General features: G+C 60.6%; 13 protein-coding genes. 4 read left to right on the top strand and 9 right to left on the bottom strand.

The genetic code is table 11. From position 1 onward, the window contains the following. The first annotated feature begins 12 nt into the window (after nt 1-12). A complete protein-coding gene (locus tag GPL81_RS01605) occupies nt 13-1104 on the top strand; it encodes an RHS repeat-associated core domain-containing protein (protein WP_160104939.1) in 1092 nt (363 codons plus the stop codon). Between the two features lie 45 nt (nt 1105-1149). Here GPL81_RS01605 and fdhA read toward each other — a convergent pair whose 3' ends face one another. From fdhA to GPL81_RS01565, 8 genes are all read right to left on the bottom strand, one after another. Then, complete coding sequence (fdhA, locus tag GPL81_RS01600; protein WP_160104938.1) at nt 1150-2349, bottom strand: formaldehyde dehydrogenase, glutathione-independent; 1200 nt, start codon at nt 2347-2349, stop codon at nt 1150-1152. Between the two features lie 223 nt (nt 2350-2572). Further along, nucleotides 2573-3430, bottom strand: a complete 858-nt coding sequence (purU, locus tag GPL81_RS01595; protein WP_160104937.1) for a formyltetrahydrofolate deformylase — start codon at nt 3428-3430, stop codon at nt 2573-2575. 111 nt (nt 3431-3541) lie between these two features. Further along, nucleotides 3542-4174: a sarcosine oxidase subunit gamma gene (locus tag GPL81_RS01590; RefSeq protein ID WP_160104936.1), complete on the bottom strand. Its 633-nt coding sequence runs from the start codon at nt 4172-4174 to the stop codon at nt 3542-3544. 132 nt (nt 4175-4306) lie between these two features. Continuing rightward, nucleotides 4307-7324, bottom strand: coding sequence for a sarcosine oxidase subunit alpha (locus GPL81_RS01585; RefSeq protein WP_160104935.1), 3018 nt, complete (start codon nt 7322-7324; stop codon nt 4307-4309). Beyond that, on the bottom strand, nt 7321-7650 hold the full coding sequence (locus GPL81_RS01580; protein WP_007980417.1) for a sarcosine oxidase subunit delta: 330 nt from the start codon (nt 7648-7650) through the stop codon (nt 7321-7323). The genes GPL81_RS01585 and GPL81_RS01580 overlap by 4 nt, the downstream gene beginning before the upstream one ends. Nucleotides 7651-7664: 14 nt before the next feature. After that, the gene (locus GPL81_RS01575) at nt 7665-8915 is read right to left on the bottom strand and encodes a sarcosine oxidase subunit beta (protein ID WP_003206307.1); all 1251 of its coding nucleotides are present in this window, start codon (nt 8913-8915) and stop codon (nt 7665-7667) included. 23 nt (nt 8916-8938) lie between these two features. Beyond that, the gene (gene glyA / locus GPL81_RS01570) at nt 8939-10192 is read right to left on the bottom strand and encodes a serine hydroxymethyltransferase (RefSeq protein ID WP_096514568.1); all 1254 of its coding nucleotides are present in this window, start codon (nt 10190-10192) and stop codon (nt 8939-8941) included. A gap of 283 nt (nt 10193-10475) precedes the next feature. Continuing rightward, complete coding sequence (locus tag GPL81_RS01565; protein ID WP_246218861.1) at nt 10476-11204, bottom strand: TraX family protein; 729 nt, start codon at nt 11202-11204, stop codon at nt 10476-10478. A 131-nt stretch (nt 11205-11335) separates the two neighbouring features. Here GPL81_RS01565 and GPL81_RS01560 point away from each other — a divergent pair, with 131 nt between their 5' ends. Both GPL81_RS01560 and GPL81_RS01555 read left to right on the top strand, forming a co-directional pair. After that, on the top strand, nt 11336-12376 hold the full coding sequence (locus GPL81_RS01560) for a threonine aldolase family protein (protein WP_160104933.1): 1041 nt from the start codon (nt 11336-11338) through the stop codon (nt 12374-12376). Between the two features lie 151 nt (nt 12377-12527). After that, complete coding sequence (locus GPL81_RS01555; protein WP_160104932.1) at nt 12528-13352, top strand: SDR family oxidoreductase; 825 nt, start codon at nt 12528-12530, stop codon at nt 13350-13352. Nucleotides 13353-13476: 124 nt separating this feature from the next. Here GPL81_RS01555 and gbcB read toward each other — a convergent pair whose 3' ends face one another. Next, nucleotides 13477-14577, bottom strand: a complete 1101-nt coding sequence (gene gbcB, locus GPL81_RS01550) for a glycine-betaine demethylase subunit GbcB (RefSeq protein WP_096514560.1) — start codon at nt 14575-14577, stop codon at nt 13477-13479. 292 nt (nt 14578-14869) lie between these two features. Here gbcB and gbcA point away from each other — a divergent pair, with 292 nt between their 5' ends. Beyond that, a complete protein-coding gene (gbcA, locus tag GPL81_RS01545; protein WP_160104931.1) occupies nt 14870-16165 on the top strand; it encodes a glycine-betaine demethylase subunit GbcA in 1296 nt (431 codons plus the stop codon). Nucleotides 16166-16630: the final 465 nt, after the last annotated feature.

The raw sequence follows: 16630 nt of genomic DNA, 5'->3' as shown, positions 1-16630 counted from the left end.
GGAGTCCGCTCCATGCCACGCAATAGCGAAATCCTGCTTTGCCAGTACCACTACGACGCGCTGAATCGACTGGTCGATTGCGCTCCTTCGACGCAACCCACCACCCAACGCTTCTACCTGAAAAATCTCCTGGCCACGGAAATTGAAGGCGCGGAGCAGCGTTCAGTCATGCTGAGCGAAGACCATTTACTCGCCCAGTTACAGCGCCAGAGCGGCACGGTGGAACCCCATTTGCTCGCCACCGACCAACAGCGTTCAGTGCTGAACGTGCTCACTGCCAACCGCCCCAATCCTCTCGCCTACACGCCCTACGGTCATCGCCCGCTCGGTAACGGCTTGCTCAGCCTGCTCGGCTTCAACGGCGAACGGCCAGATCCGGTGACGGGGTGGTATTTGTTGGGAAATGGATATCGGCCGTTTAATCCGGTGTTGATGTGCTTTACCAGTCCGGATAGTTGGAGTCCGTTTGGGGGTGGTGGGCTGAATGCGTATGCGTATTGCGTGGGAGATCCGGTGAATCAAAATGACCCCACTGGGCATACACCAGTCTTGCTGAAAAGATTTCTACGTTCGATAGGGTTAATGAGTCCTCCAACACAAACTTCTCCCAATGTCTTTTCCAGAGCAGAAGGACAGTTTCGAAATCCAATGGCAAGATCGCTCCATCCCCATCCAAACTCGAAAACTCCAGCGTGGACGACGCAAGACAGGTTGGCTTTCGCAGGCACGGAAGCACGTGCCGTTGATGCGGCCGATCTTCCTTCACCACTAACTGCACCTCCGAGCAGTAGCCCCAACACCTCACCACAGCTATATAGGCGTGCAAGAAGTAACGCAAACGTATATGACGCTAGGACATCACGAGGTTTGCGCGATTTAACACCGCGATTTGGTAGCAATAACTCAATCAACTCTACGAGTAGAGTTGGATCGCCAAACAGGCGTGGGTCACTTCCCCCATATACCGACGCGACCTCGTACCCCCTGCTAGAGTATGTAGATGAAGGCTTGCCAGATTATGCGCATGCAATAGCGAACCAAACGAGCCTTGATCTCTCCGAACGACAGAACAGCGTAAGACGAGGCTCACAATCCACGAAGTAAAAAAACGGCGACCCGTAGGTCGCCGCTTTTTATTCCTTGAACCCCTTACGCCGCACTAAACAACTTATGCGGATCAATCACAAACTTCTTCGGCACGCCCGCATCAAACTCGCCATACCCTTCCGGTGCCTGATCCAGGCTGATCACCTGCACGCCCACCACTTCGGCAATGTTGATGCGATCCCACATGATCGCCTGCATCAGCTGGCGGTTGTACTTCATCACCGGGGTCTGGCCGGTGTGGAAGCTGTGGGATTTGGCCCAGCCGAGGCCGAAGCGGATGCTCAGGCTGCCCATTTTCGCGGCAGCGTCCACGGCACCTGGATCTTCGGTGACGTAGAGGCCAGGGATGCCGATCTTGCCGGCAACACGGACCACGCCCATCAACGAGTTGAGCACGGTAGCCGGGGCTTCGTGTTTCACGCCGTCGTGGCCGTGGCCGCGCGCTTCGAAGCCTACGGCGTCGATGGCGCAATCCACTTCCGGTTCACCCAGCAGCGCAGCGATTTGCTCGTGCAGTGGGGTGTCGAGGGACAGGTCGGCGATTTCGAAGCCCTGAGATTTGGCGTGAGCCAGGCGCACGGTATTGACGTCACCGACGATGACCACCGCCGCACCCAGCAGGCGAGCGGAAGCGGCAGCGGCCAGACCAACCGGACCTGCACCGGCGATGTACACGGTGCTGCCAGGGCCAACGCCGGCCGTCACGGCACCGTGGTAGCCGGTTGGCAGGATGTCGGAGAGGCAGGTCAGGTCGCGGATTTTTGCCATCGCGCGATCGCGATCAGGCAGTTTCAGCAGGTTGAAGTCGGCGTACGGCACCATGGCGTATTCCGCCTGACCACCGGTCCAGTCGCCCATGTCCACATAGCCATAAGCACCGCCCGGACGCGCCGGGTTAACGCTCAGGCACACGCCGGTGTGCATTTCCTTGCAGGAACGGCAGCGCCCGCAAGCCACGTTGAACGGTACGGATACCAGGTCGCCGATTTGCAGGTTTTCGACGTCGCGGCCCTTCTCGATCACTTCACCGGTGATCTCGTGACCCAGCACCAGACCGGTTTGAGCGGTGGTACGACCGCGCACCATGTGCTGGTCGGAACCACAGATGTTGGTGGAAACCACACGCAGGATGACGGCGTGCTCGATCTTCCTGCCGCGCGGGTCCTGCATTTTCGGATAGTCGATTTTCTGTACTTCGACCTTGCCAGCGCCGAGATACACCACACCACGATTGCCAGACATGCTTTCACCTCGCTGTTTTGTTTTTATGGATCCGCGTTGCCCAGGCAGGCAGCGCGTTAAGTGCTCGGGTACAGATGCTGTTTCTTGTGTTGCCTGTTAGGGCCTCATCGCGGGCAAGCCTTGCTCCCACGGGATTGGGGCTTACCGCAAAAAAATGGGAACTACCTTAAGCCCTGTGGGAGCAAGGCTTGCCCGCGATGGGCTGCGAAGCGGCCCCAAAAATCTAAAGAACGACCGTGCGATTGGCGTTCAAAAACACCCTCCGCTCAATGTGATAACCCACAGCCCGCGCCAGGGTCAGGCCTTCGATATCCCGCCCCTTGGCGATCAGGTCTTCCGGGTAATGACTGTGATCCACCACCTCGACGCCCTGGGCGATGATCGGCCCTTCGTCGAGGTCGTTGTTGATGTAATGCGCCGTCGCGCCAACCAGCTTCACGCCCTTGTTGTAGGCCTGGTGGTAAGGCTTGGCGCCCTTGAAACCCGGTAGCAGGGAGTGGTGGATGTTGATTGCCTTGCCGTCGAGCTTGCGGCACAGCTCCGGCGACAGGACCTGCATATAGCGGGCAAGGATCACCAGTTCGGCGCCGGACTCTTCGATCACCTGCAACACCTGACGCTCCTGTGAAGGCTTGTCGTTGGGGTCCAGCGGGAAGTGGTAGTACGGAATCTGGTGCCAGTCGGCCAGCGGCTTGAGGTCCGGGTGGTTGGACACCACCGCCGCCACGTCCATCGACAACTGGCCGATGCGCTGGCGGTAGAGCAAGTCGTTGAGGCAGTGATCGGCCTTGGAGACCATGATCACCACTTTCGGGCGGTGATGCGGCGGGGTCAGTTCGAAGATCATGCCGAACGCTTCGCCGCGCTCGGCAAGGCCCGCGCGGAAGGACTGCTCGTCAAAACCGTCAGGCTGGCGAAACTCCACACGAATGAAGAAACGCCCCGAAAGGCGATCATCGAAGGAGTGGTGTTCGGTGACGTAGCAGCTCTGCTCGAACAGAAAGCGGGTCACCGCGTCCACCGTGCCGAGCACGCTGGGGCAGTCGGCGGTCAGAATCCATGTATCCGGGGCGCGGCTCATAGTGCGGTGACTCCTTTTGTTATGGGCAACCGCTGCGCGGTTGATCGCTGGCAAGCCAGCTCCTACAGATCATCACAATCCTGTAGGAGCTGGCTTGCCAGCGAAGGCGATTCAAGCCTGAACGCTAAGGCCATACTCGGCCGAAGCATCCTGCAACCACAACCACCAGTAATCCGAGAAGCTGCGACGAATCAGCAGTTCCCAGGTGTCTTCGGCAGTGTGGCGAATCATCAGTTGCGACTTGGCGAACACCGTGCCCACAGCCTTGCCCACCGGGAAGTTGTTGGGGTGCACGTCATAGCTGGTGGATTTCATCAGCACCTGGCGCACGTTCGGGCCGCTCAGTTCGAGGATCTGCTGGCCGCCGCTGACGTTGACGATCTGGATGTGCAGGTCGCCCAGCGCTTTGCGCAGCTTTTGCTCGGCGGCGAACTCTTCGCCGCTCGGCACGATCAGCAACCACTCATCCGGGCCCATCCATTGCAGGCTGGTTTCGCCCTTGACGATGACGGTCAGCGCCCCCGGCAATTCGATGCCCAGCGCCTTGTGTACGCCGGCGGCGAACGCGGCATCGTGGCCATCGCCACGAATGGTCAGGTGGCCGAGGAGTTTTTTCTCGCGCACGGTCACGCCGGCGCTCTTGCGCCCCTTGCCCACCAGGCTGGCGAGGTCGGCATGATGCAGCGACGACTCGGCCTTGGCCCCATTGGTTGGGCGTTGTTGGTAAACATTGGCTGCGGTCATAAAGCACCTGTTCCTGAATTCGTATTTTCTGTGGGAGCTTGGCTTGCCCGCGATGGGAGCAACTCGGTCTATCCGAAGCACCGCGTTATCGTTCATCGCGGGCAAGCCTTGCTCCCACAAAGGGCTGTGGTGTTAAACGTTCTGGCGTTCGCCTTTCGGATCGAAGAACACCGAAGACACGATTTCCGCCTCGATCACGCTGCCGTCCGCCAGTGGCGCAAACACACGCTCACCCATGCGGTTCAGGCCGCCCTTGACCACGCCCATGGCAAACGAATAGCCCAGGGAGTTGTGCAGGTAACTGGAGGTCACGTGACCGACCATGGTCATCGGGATCGCTTGCTTGGTGTTGAATACCAGTTGCGCGCCTTCCGGCAGCCATACGTTCGGATCGATCGGCTTCAGGCCAACCAGCTGCTTACGCTGATCACGCACGCAGTCTTCACGGTTCATGCCACGCCAGCCGATCCACGAGAACGGTTTGGTGCGACCGACACACCAGCCCATGTTCAGGTCATCCGGGGTCATCGAGCTGTCAGTGTCCTGACCGACGATGATGAAGCCCTTCTCGGCCCGCAGTACGTGCATGGTTTCGGTGCCGTACGGCGTCAGGTTGTACTTCTTGCCGGCGTCGACGATTTTTTCCAGCACGCCCATCGCATAGTCGGCTTGCACGTTGACTTCGTACGACAGCTCACCGGTAAACGAAATCCGGAACACCCGCGCCGGCACACCGCCTACTTCACCTTCTTTCCAGGTCATGAACGGGAAGGCTTCGTTGCTCAGGTCGATGTCGGTGACTTCGCTGAGCAGCTTGCGGCTGTTCGGCCCGGACAGGGTCATGGTCGCCCAGTGGTCGGTCACGGAGGTGAAGTACACCTTCATATCCGGCCATTCGGTCTGGTGGTACAGCTCCAGCCATTGCAGTACGCGTGCAGCGCCACCGGTGGTGGTGGTCATGACGAAATGGTTGTCGGCCAGGCAGGCGGTCACGCCGTCGTCGAACACCATGCCGTCTTCTTTGCACATCAGGCCGTAACGGGCCTTGCCCACGTCGAGCTTGGTCCAGGCGTTGGTGTACACGCGGTTGAGGAACTCCCGGGCATCCGGGCCCTGAATGTCGATCTTGCCCAGGGTCGAGGCGTCCAGCAGGCCGACGCTGTCGCGCACGGCTTTGCATTCACGCTTTACTGCCGCGTGCATGTCTTCACCGGATTTCGGGAAGTACCACGGACGTTTCCACTGGCCGACGTCTTCGAACTCGGCGCCGTTTTTCAGGTGCCATTGATGCAGCGCGGTGTAGCGCACTGGCTCGAAGATGTGCCCGCAGTGACGGCCGGCCACGGCGCCGAAAGTCACCGGCGTGTAGTTCGGACGGAACATGGTGGTGCCCATCTGCGGGATGGTCACGTTCAGCGAACGGGCCGCGATGGCCAGGCCGTTGACGTTACCGAGCTTGCCCTGATCGGTGCCGAAGCCCAGCGCGGTGTAGCGCTTGACGTGCTCCACCGACTCGAAGCCTTCGCGGGTCGCCAGTTCGATGGCCGCGGCGGTCACGTCGTTCTGCAGGTCGACGAATTGCTTCGGCGCCCGTGCGGTGTTCTTTTCATGAGGCACCTGGAACAGCGCCAGGGTCGGCTCTTCCAGACGGGCCAGAGCCTTCGGCAGCGTCGCTTCGACCGCACCGAAACCGGCTTCGCTGGCAGCGCGCACGCCCCCTTCAAAACCATCGGCCAGAGAATCGCCAAGGCCATAGACGCCGTTGATGCCACCGACGCATACGCGTTTCTGCGGTGCTTCGCCCGGTACGAAACCGAGGATGTCTTCACGCCAGATCGGCTTGCCGCCCAGGTGCGAAGCCAGGTGAACCACCGGGCTGTAGCCGCCGGAGCTGGCGACGATGTCGCAGTCGAGCCATTCGCCAGGGCTGGTGACTTTGTGGCCTTTCACATCGATGGCCGCGACACGGGCAGCGGTCACGTGCTTGCTGCCACGGGCCTCGATCACGGCGCTGCCAGTGAGGATGCGAATGCCCTTGGCGCGCGCTTCTTCCACCAGCGCACCGCGAGGGTTGCTGCGGGCGTCGGCGATGGCCACCACTTGCAGGCTGGCGTCGAGCCAATCCAGTGCAACGCGATAGGCGTGATCGTTGTTGGTCGACAGCACCAGCTTCTTGCCCGGAGCCACGCCGTAACGGCGCACGTAAGTCGACACAGCGCCAGCCAGCATGTTGCCCGGCACGTCGTTGTTGCCGTACACCAGCGGGCGCTCGTGGGCGCCGGTCGCCAGGACCACGCGCTTGGCACGAACCCGGTGGATGCGCTGACGCACCTGGCCAATCGGCGCACGGTCGCCGAGGTGATCGGTGAGGCGTTCGTGAATGGTCAGGAAGTTATGGTCGTGGTAGCCGTTGACCGTGGCACGCGGCAACAGCAGCACGTCCGGGGTGTTCTTCAGCTCGGCGATGACGCTGGCGACCCACTCCACGGCAGGCTTTCCATCCAGGCTTTCGCGGGAGTCGAGCAGGCTGCCGCCGAACTCTTCCTGCTCATCGGCGAGGATCACACGGGCACCGCTGCGTGCAGCCGCCAGTGCTGCCGCCAGGCCAGCAGGGCCGGCGCCGACGATCAGTACGTCGCAGTGCTGGTTCATGTAGTCGTAGGTGTCCGGATCGTTCTCGGTCGGCGAGCGGCCAAGACCTGCGGCCTTACGAATGTACTTCTCGTAGGTCATCCAGAACGATTGCGGGTACATGAAGGTTTTGTAGTAGAAGCCCGGCGGCATCAGCTTGCCGCCGACCTTGCCGAGAATCCCCATCATGTCGTTGTTCACGCTCGGCCAGCCGTTGGTGCTGGTGGCGACCAGGCCCTGGTACAGCGCCTGTTGCGTGGCGCGCACGTTAGGAATCTGCGTGGCTTCGGTGGCGCCGATCTGCAGCACCGCGTTCGGCTCTTCGGCACCGGCGGCGAAGATGCCGCGCGGACGGGAGTACTTGAAGCTGCGACCGATGATGTCGACACCGTTGGCCAGCAGTGCAGCGGCCAGGGAGTCGCCTTCGAAGCCTTTGTAGCTCTGGCCGTTGAAGGTGAAGCTCAGGACTTTGTTGCGGTCGATCCGTCCGCCGTTGGACAGGCGATTGATCTGGCTCATACCTTCTCTCCCAGAGCCGTGCTGGCCGCTTTCGGGCTATCGGTCTTGTCGGTGAATTGTGGCTTGGTGCCGATCTTGTAGGTTTCGAGAATCTCGTAGGTCACGGTGTCGCGGGTGACGTTGAAGTACTGGCGGCAACCGGCGACGTGATCCCACAGCTCGTGGTGCAGACCGCGAGGGTTATCGCGGAAGAACATGTAGTCGCCCCACTCCTCGTCGGTGCAGCTGTTCGGATCCAGTGGGCGCGGAATGTGCGCCTGGCCGGATGCATGGAATTCCTCTTCGGAGCGCAGTTCGCCGCAGTGAGGACAGAAGATATGCAACATGGGGATTTCTCCTGTTAGTGGGCAACCGCAGCAGCGCCGTGTTCATCGATCAACGCACCGTTGTGGAAACGGTCGATGGAGAAAGGTGCGGCCAATGGGTGCATTTCACCCTTGGCCAGGCTCGCGGCAAATACGTTGCCCGAGCCAGGTGTTGCCTTGAAGCCGCCGGTGCCCCAACCGCAGTTGAAGAACATGTTCGGCACCGGGGTTTTCGAGATGATCGGGCAGGCATCCGGCGTGGTGTCGACGATGCCGCCCCACTGACGGTTCATGCGTACGCGCGACAGCACCGGGAACATTTCGACGATGGCCTGGATGGTGTGCTCGATCACCGGGTACGAACCACGCTGGCCGTAGCCGTTGTAGCCGTCGATACCGGCGCCAATCACCAGGTCGCCCTTGTCGGACTGGCTGATGTAACCGTGTACGGCGTTGGACATAATCACGCTGTCGATGATCGGCTTGATCGGCTCGGACACCAGCGCTTGCAGCGGGTGTGATTCGATCGGCAGGCGGAAACCGGCGAGCTTGGCCATGTGCCCGGAGTTACCGGCGGTCACTACACCGACGCGCTTGGCGCCGATGAAGCCCTTGTTGGTTTCCACGCCGATGCACACGCCGTTTTCCTTGCGGAAACCGATCACTTCGGTCTGCTGGATCAGGTCCACGCCCAGTGCGTCGGCGGCACGGGCAAAACCCCAGGCCACGGCATCGTGACGGGCCACGCCGCCGCGACGCTGGACGGTAGCGCCCATCACCGGGTAGCGGGTGTTCTTCGAGCAGTCCAGGTACGGAATCTCGTCTGCGACCTGCTTGGCATTGAGCAGTTCACCATCCACGCCATTGAGGCGGTTGGCGCTGACCCGACGCTCGGAATCACGGATGTCCTGCAGGGTGTGGCACAGGTTGTAGACGCCGCGCTGGGAGAACATCACGTTGTAGTTCAGGTCCTGGGACAGGCCTTCCCACAGTTTCATCGCGTGTTCGTACAGGTGCGCCGACTCGTCCCACAGGTAGTTGGAGCGAACGATGGTGGTGTTGCGCGCGGTGTTACCGCCGCCCAGCCAGCCTTTTTCGACCACGGCCACGTTGGTGATGCCGTGTTCCTTGGCCAGGTAGTAGGCGGTCGCCAGACCATGCCCGCCACCGCCGACGATGACCACGTCGTAGACCTTTTTAGGGGTCGGTGTGCGCCACATCCGCTGCCAGTTTTCATGGTGGCTGAGGGAGTGTTTGAAGAGGCCGAAGCCTGAGTAGCGTTGCATAGTCATTTACTCCAAAACCGCACTCAGCGATAAACCGGGAAGTCCGCGCACAGGGCCGAAACCTGCTGGGCAACATTGGCTTCGACGTCGGCGTCGCCGAGGTTGTCGAGGATGTCGCAGATCCAGCCGGCCAGCGTGACGCACTGGGTCACCTTGAAGCCGCGCGTGGTCACCGCCGGGGTGCCGATACGCAGGCCGGAGGTCACGAACGGCGACTGCGGATCGTTCGGGACAGCGTTCTTGTTCACAGTGATATGGGCGCGACCGAGGGCTGCGTCTGCTTCTTTACCGGTGAGGCCCTGACGGATCAGGCTGACCAGGAACAGGTGGTTATCGGTACCGCCGGACACTACATCGTAGCCGCGTTTGATAAACACGCCGGCCATCGCCTGGGCGTTGTCGATCACTTGCTGCTGATAGGCCTTGAAGCCTGGCTCCAGCGCCTCTTTGAAGCACACCGCCTTACCGGCGATCACGTGCATCAATGGGCCGCCCTGGGCGCCGGGGAAAACCGCCGCGTTGAGCTTCTTCTCGATTTCTTCGTTGGACTTGGCCAGGATCAGGCCGCCACGCGGACCGCGCAGGGTCTTGTGGGTGGTGGTGGTCACCACGTCGGCGTAAGGCAGCGGGTTCGGGTACAGGCCGGCAGCGACCAGACCGGCCACGTGGGCCATGTCGACGAACAGCAGCGCGCCCACCTTGTCGGCGATCTGACGGAAGCGCGGGAAGTCCAGGGTCTTGGAGTAAGCGGAGAAACCGGCAACGATCATCTTCGGCTTGTGCTCAACGGCCAGGCGCTCGACTTCGTCGTAATCGATCAGGCCGGTCTTGGTGTCGATACCGTATTGAACGGCGTTGTACAGTTTGCCCGAAGACGACACCTTGGCACCGTGAGTCAGGTGACCGCCGTGGGCCAGGCTCATACCCAGGATGGTGTCACCGGCTTGCAGCAGGGCCAGGTACACGGCGCTGTTGGCCGAGGAACCGGAGTGCGGCTGCACGTTGGCGTAATCGGCGCCGAACAGTTGCTTGGCGCGTTCGATGGCCAGGGCTTCAACCTTGTCGACGTGTTCGCAGCCACCGTAGTAGCGCTTGCCCGGATAGCCTTCGGCGTATTTGTTGGTCAGGCCGCTGCCTTGCGCTTCCATCACGCGCTTGCTGGTGTAGTTCTCGGACGCGATCAGCTCGATGTGATCTTCCTGACGTTGCTCCTCGGCATTCATCGCCGCCAGCAGTGCATCGTCGTAACCCTGGATCTGGTCTTGCTTGCTGAACATCGCGTCTCTCCCAGCGGCATCTGTGCGCCATTCGTCTCGGTAAGGCACTGGCGTTTCGGCAGTGCCCTTTGATAGCGATGGTATGACCGAGGCAGACAGGTCAAATGCCTATGGGCGCCACGTAAAGGTGCGTTTACGACATGTCGGGAAATGGCAGGCCGGGTACAACTCTCAACTCAGCGGCAAACCCTGTGGGAGCTGGCTTGCCAGCGATGACGGATTCACATCCAGCATTGATGGCGGCTGGCCTACCGCTATCGCTGGCAAGCCAGCTCCCACAGGGTTATGCGATTGCCTGTCGTAAAGCGAGCAGAATGAGGAAATGCACGGGATACAGGGCATACGCCCAGCGCCGCATCGGCGGTGGTTTTACGGCATGGGCGTGTCGCAACAGGAACAGCCCCAGCCATGGCGCAATCAGACAAGTGGCAATCGCCGCCATCGCCACGTGATTACCCAATCGAATGGCGTAATACAGCACCTGCCATTGATTGCCCGCCAGGCAGACCAGCCCCGGCAGCAATGCGAAATACCAGGGACGCCGAATCACCAGCAGCATCGCCAACGGCAACAGAACACCGAAAAAACCGAACATCAGCCGCCCCCAAAACAACACCGCCAGAACCAGCGCTGCGCCAGCCAACAATCGCGCCTGCAGCGTGCGGTCTTGCCAGCCCCGCGCCACCAGCAAGCCCAAGGCAAGGGTGGGCAACACGTTCAAGGTGTCGGGATCGGGGATGTAGATTCGGTAGGGAATTTCGCTCACGGCGCTAAACAGCAGCAACCAGCCCAGGTATCGCCACTGCCCGCTGGCCGCGACCACCTCGGTCCGCGCCAGATTCGCCGCCATTGCCAGGCAGAACCACGGGAACGCCAGACGCCCCGGCACATACAGCCAATCGGCGGAGTAACCGACATATCGCAGGTGATCGAGCACCATGCTCAGCAGCGCCAGCCACTTGAGCAAATCCAGTGCGCGGTCGCGCTGCTTTAAGTCAATAGACACGTGCATAATTGCCCGGCATCCCCGTAAATTTCTGACAGTGACATCCCGTGCGCCCCCCGGACGATCTTCGGTAAAGTGCGCACCATCATCGACCACGAGGCGCCTCACCATAGGCGCCTCGACCACGGAAGCAGGCCATGACCGATAAGAGCCAACAATTCGCCAGCGACAACTATTCCGGCATTTGCCCTGAAGCCTGGGCTGCCATGGAACAGGCCAACCATGGCCACCAGCGCGCCTACGGCGACGACGAGTGGACCGCCCGCGCGTCCGACGATTTCCGCAAGCTGTTCGAAACCGACTGTGAAGTGTTCTTCGCCTTCAACGGTACCGCCGCCAACTCCCTGGCCCTGTCGTCGCTGTGCCAGAGTTACCACAGCGTGATCTGCTCGGAAACCGCCCACGTCGAAACCGACGAATGCGGCGCGCCGGAATTTTTCTCCAACGGTTCCAAACTGCTGATCGCCCGCACCGAAAACGGCAAGTTGACCCCGGAGTCGATCCGCGAAATCGCCCTCAAGCGCCAGGACATCCACTACCCCAAACCTCGCGTGGTGACCCTGACCCAGGCCACCGAAGTCGGCAGCGTCTACACCCCGGACGAAATCCGCGCCATCAGCGCCACCTGCAAGGAACTGGGCCTGAACCTGCACATGGACGGCGCACGCTTCTCCAATGCCTGCGCGTTCCTCGGCTGCTCACCGGCCGACCTGACCTGGAAAGCCGGTGTCGATGTGCTGTGCTTCGGCGGCACGAAAAACGGCATGGCCGTGGGCGAAGCGATTCTGTTCTTCAACCACAAACTGGCTGAAGACTTTGATTACCGCTGCAAACAGGCCGGACAGCTTGCTTCAAAGATGCGCTTCCTGTCCGCACCCTGGGTCGGCATCCTGGAAAACGACGCCTGGCTCAAATACGCCCGCCACGCCAACCACTGCGCGCAACTGCTGGCCGAACTGGTCAGCGACATCCCGGGCGTGGAACTGATGTTCCCGGTGCAGGCCAACGGCGTGTTCCTGCAACTGTCGGAACCGGCCATCGCCGCGCTGACGGCCAAGGGCTGGCGTTTCTACACCTTCATCGGCAACGGTGGCGCACGTTTCATGTGCTCGTGGGATACCGAAGAAGAGCGCGTGCGGGAATTGGCTCGGGACATCCGCCAAGTCATGTCTGCATAAGACACCCTGTAGGAGCCGGCTTGCTGGCGAACGCCGCAACGCGGTCCGCTTGACACACCGCCTTCGCTGGCAAGCCAGCTCCTACAGTTTCGCGTACACGGTCTACATTGTCTGTCGAGCCGTACAGACAATAACAACCAGGAGCGTACGCATGTCACTGCAAGGCAAAACCCTGTTCATCACCGGCGCCAGTCGCGGCATCGGTCGCGAGATCGCACTGCGCGCCGCTCGCGACGGTGCCAACGTCGTGATCGCCGCCAAGAGTGCCGAACCGCACCCCAAACTGCCGGGCACGATCTACAGCGTGGCCGAGGAAGTCGAAGCGGCTGGCGGCAAGGCACTGGCCTTGCAAGTGGATGTGCGCGATGAAGTGGCCGTACATCAGGCCCTGGCTCGGGCCAATGAACATTTCGGCGGCATCGATGCGCTGGTCAACAACGCCGGGGCGATCAAGCTGACCGGGGTTCAGCACCTCGAACTCAAGCGCTTCGACCTGATGCACCAGATCAACACCCGCGCCGTCTTGTTGTGCAGTCAGGCGGCGTTGCCATACCTGAAAAAATCCGCCGGGCACATCCTCAACCTGTCGCCACCGTTGAACCTGGCGACGAAGTGGTTCGCCCAATACAGCCCCTATACCGTGACCAAATACGGCATGAGCATGCTGACCCTGGGCATGAGCGAGGAATTCAGGAATTACGGTATCAGCGTCAATTCGCTGTGGCCGCAGACCATGATTGCCACGGCGGCCATTGAATTTCAGCTGGGGTCACGGGAATCGTTCAAACATGCGCGCACGCCGGCGATCATGGCGGATGCCGCCCACGTGATTCTGAGCAGCGCAAACCGCAGCTTGACGGGGCGCTTGCTGATTGATGAGGAAATACTGCGGGAAAACGGCGTAACCGAGTTCGAACACTATCGGTTTGCGCCAGGCACCAGCGACAAGCTGATGCCGGACCTGTTCATTGATTGAAGAAACACAAAAACCTGTGGGAGCGAGCCTGCTCGCGAAAGCGCCGGATCAGTCAACATCAATGTTGAATGTCAGTACGCCTTCGCGAGCAGGCTCGCTCCCACAATGGGATTACCGGTGCGGGTTAGTACTCGATCCGCACATCCCCCTTCGGCACACTGCAGCACGACAGGATGTACCCTTCGGCTTCGTCCTCTTCGGTGATCCCGCCGTTGTGTTCCATCTCCACTTCGCCGCCCAGCTTCAACACCTTGCAGGTGCCGCAGATGCCCATGCCGCAGGCTTTCGGTATCAGCAAACCGGCCTTGGCGGCGGCTGCATGAACGGTCTCGCCCGGCGCCACCCGGATGCTCTTGCCGGACGCGGTGAACTCCACTTGATGCAGGTCCGCGGCATCGACTTGCGGCGCATCGGCGGCCTGTTCGGCATTCTCCACGGCATCGGCGATGGCCTCTGGCGGCGTGGCACCGAATGACTCCTCGTGGTAGCGCTTCATGTTGAAGCCAGCGTTTTCCAGCAGGCGCTTGACCGCATTCATGTAAGGCGTCGGACCGCAGCAGAACACTTCGCGTTCAAGGAAGTCCGGAACCATCAGTTCGAGCATCTTGTGGTTCAGATAACCGCGATAGCCGGCCCAGGGTTCACCGAAACCATGTTTTTCACAGATCAGGTGCAGGCTGAAGTTTTCGATCCGCGCCGCCATGTGTTCCAGCTCGCGGTGATAAATAATGTCTTTCGGTGAGCGGGCGCTGTGGATAAACGCCATATCGACATTGCCGTTGGTATCGAAGAACCAGCGCGCCATGGACATGCACGGCGTGATGCCCACGCCGCCGCTGAGATACAGCACTTTGGGGTTCGGGAAGTCGATGGCGTTGAACAGCCCGACCGGGCCGTGCACCGCCAGTTCGTAGCCTTCATGCAAGGTGTCGTGCAGCCAGTTGGAAACCTTGCCGCCCGGCACACGCTTGATGGTCACCGAGAAGCTGTACGGCACCGACGGCGAGCTGGAAATGGTGTACGAGCGCATGATCGGCTGGCCTTCGATCTCCAGCTCCAGGGTGACGAACTGCCCCGGCTTGAAGAAGAACATGATCGGCTGATCGGCCATGAAGCAAAAGGTGCGCACATCCCAGGTTTCCTGGATGACTTTGACGCAACGGACGATGTGCCGACCATTGGCCCAGGTCTGGGTGGTTACCGGGTTCAGGAAGTTGTTGGACATGCTGATCTCCACGGCCGACTGTCGGCCTTCATGTTGGCGATTCTGCGTATAGCGCAGACCAGCCATTTACCTATCTGCGACATTCACATGCTTATCGCGACCAGCCCCCAACTACCGGGGCTTGCGCGTCGGGAACAGATTGCACCATGTCGCCCATGGATAAGGTTCCGGGCAGCGCCGGCCCCACACTCGCCCCATACCAAGACACAATCCTTACACCTTGCGCAGCAACCCTGACCCAACCTGATTAGCCACTTTCGCCGGCCACGCAGATGGCCTTGAGGATTAAACGATGGACGTCACTACTACACTGAGCCTGGGCGATCCGCTGGAACCCGCACGCAAGGCCACCGCCCAGATGCTGCAAGAGCGCGAGCGCACCTTCTCGCTGCCGCAGCCGTTTTACTCTGACGAGCGCCTGTTTGATATCGACATGCAGGAGATTTTCCAGAAAGAGTGGTTGATCGCCGGCATGACCTGCGAGATTCCCGCCAAAGGCAACTACCTGACCCTGCAAATCGGCAAGAACCCGATCATCGTGATTCGTGGTGCCGAAGGCGTGGTGCACGCGTTCCATAACGTCTGCCGCCACCGTGGTTCGCGCCTGTGCACCAGCGACAAGGGCAAGGTCGCCAAACTGGTCTGCCACTATCACCAGTGGACCTACGAACTGGACGGTCGCCTGCTGTTCGCCGGCACCGAGATGGGCGACGACTTCGACATGAAGCAGTACGGCCTCAAACCGGTGAATGTGAAGACGGCTGGCGGCTACATCTTCATCAGCCTCGCGGAGAACCCGCCGGCCATCGATGACTTCCTGTCGACGCTCAACCATTACATGGAACCGTACGACATGGAGAACACCAAGGTGGCGATCACCACCACCTTGATGGAAAAGGCCAACTGGAAGCTTGTGCTGGAAAACAACCGCGAGTGCTACCACTGCAACGCGTCGCACCCGGAACTGCTGAAAACCCTGCTGGAGTGGGACGACGTCACCGACCCGCGCGCCGACCAGGCGTTCAAGGACCACGTCGCTGCGTCCGCCGCGTCCTGGGAAGCCGAGAAAATCCCTTACGCCCACGCCAGTTTCGGCCTGCGCAACCGCATTGTGCGCATGCCGCTGCTCAAGGGCACCGTGTCGATGACCATCGACGGCAAGCAAGGCTGTGCCAAACTCATGGGCCGCATCAAGAACCCGGACCTGGGCTCGATGCGCATCCTGCACCTGCCGCACTCCTGGAACCACTGCATGGGCGACCACATCATCGTCTTCACCGTGTGGCCGATCAGCGCCCAGGAGACCATGGTCACCACCAAGTGGCTGGTCCACAAGGACGCCGTCGAAGGCGTGGACTACGACGTGGAGCGCATGCGCCAGGTCTGGGACGCCACCAACGACCAGGACCGTCGCCTGGCCGAAGAGAACCAGCGCGGGATCAACTCCACCGCCTACCAGCCAGGGCCGTACTCCAAGACTTATGAGTTCGGCGTGGTGAACTTTGTGGATTGGTACAGCGAGCGCCTGCTGAGCAACCTGGGGGCCGAGCCTGCGCCGTACCTCAAAGGCGTCCCGGTCACCGGCTGACTAGCCTGTCCCTGAACCTGCAGGAGCGAGCCTGCTCGCGATGGATGCCCGAACACCGCGGATTGCCTCATACCCCGCGTTATCGTTCACGACCATCGCGAGCAGGCTCGCTCCTACAGTAGATCTGTGTTGTTCACAAATCCTGTAGGAGCGAGCCTGCTCGCGAAAACGATCTAACTATCCACAAATAAACTCCTGACACCCTCCGCCTCAGAACTGTACGAAATATGATCTATTCCGTTCAGCGCTATGCCCTTCGCGGCTCCCAGCCTTCCGCAAACAAGTTATCCACATCTCCACCCACAGCAAATGGGGACAACTGTGGACATGTTGAAAACTTTCTCCACAGAAACCGAAGAAAATCCGTGACTTATTCAGAACCAGGGTTTTCACCAGCGCCTGATCAATTTTTGATCAAACCTTTGAAAGCCCCGCATTGCATGACTTGTAGCGTATAGCGAACAC

This window comes from Pseudomonas izuensis, from assembly GCF_009861505.1.
Lineage (GTDB): Bacteria > Pseudomonadota > Gammaproteobacteria > Pseudomonadales > Pseudomonadaceae > Aquipseudomonas > Aquipseudomonas izuensis.
The sequence above is the reverse complement of the archived record's forward strand: the minus strand, read 5'-3'. Positions and strand labels throughout refer to the sequence as shown.

Coding starts and splice junctions, on each gene's coding strand:
- GPL81_RS01605 (WP_160104939.1), top strand. CDS start 13: ATGCCACGCAATAGCGAAATCCTGCTTTGCCAGTACCACTACGACGCG.
- fdhA (WP_160104938.1), bottom strand. CDS start 2,349: ATGTCTGGCAATCGTGGTGTGGTGTATCTCGGCGCTGGCAAGGTCGAA.
- purU (WP_160104937.1), bottom strand. CDS start 3,430: ATGAGCCGCGCCCCGGATACATGGATTCTGACCGCCGACTGCCCCAGC.
- GPL81_RS01590 (WP_160104936.1), bottom strand. CDS start 4,174: ATGACCGCAGCCAATGTTTACCAACAACGCCCAACCAATGGGGCCAAG.
- GPL81_RS01585 (WP_160104935.1), bottom strand. CDS start 7,324: ATGAGCCAGATCAATCGCCTGTCCAACGGCGGACGGATCGACCGCAAC.
- GPL81_RS01580 (WP_007980417.1), bottom strand. CDS start 7,650: ATGTTGCATATCTTCTGTCCTCACTGCGGCGAACTGCGCTCCGAAGAG.
- GPL81_RS01575 (WP_003206307.1), bottom strand. CDS start 8,915: ATGCAACGCTACTCAGGCTTCGGCCTCTTCAAACACTCCCTCAGCCAC.
- glyA (WP_096514568.1), bottom strand. CDS start 10,192: ATGTTCAGCAAGCAAGACCAGATCCAGGGTTACGACGATGCACTGCTG.
- GPL81_RS01565 (WP_246218861.1), bottom strand. CDS start 11,204: ATGCACGTGTCTATTGACTTAAAGCAGCGCGACCGCGCACTGGATTTG.
- GPL81_RS01560 (WP_160104933.1), top strand. CDS start 11,336: ATGACCGATAAGAGCCAACAATTCGCCAGCGACAACTATTCCGGCATT.
- GPL81_RS01555 (WP_160104932.1), top strand. CDS start 12,528: ATGTCACTGCAAGGCAAAACCCTGTTCATCACCGGCGCCAGTCGCGGC.
- gbcB (WP_096514560.1), bottom strand. CDS start 14,577: ATGTCCAACAACTTCCTGAACCCGGTAACCACCCAGACCTGGGCCAAT.
- gbcA (WP_160104931.1), top strand. CDS start 14,870: ATGGACGTCACTACTACACTGAGCCTGGGCGATCCGCTGGAACCCGCA.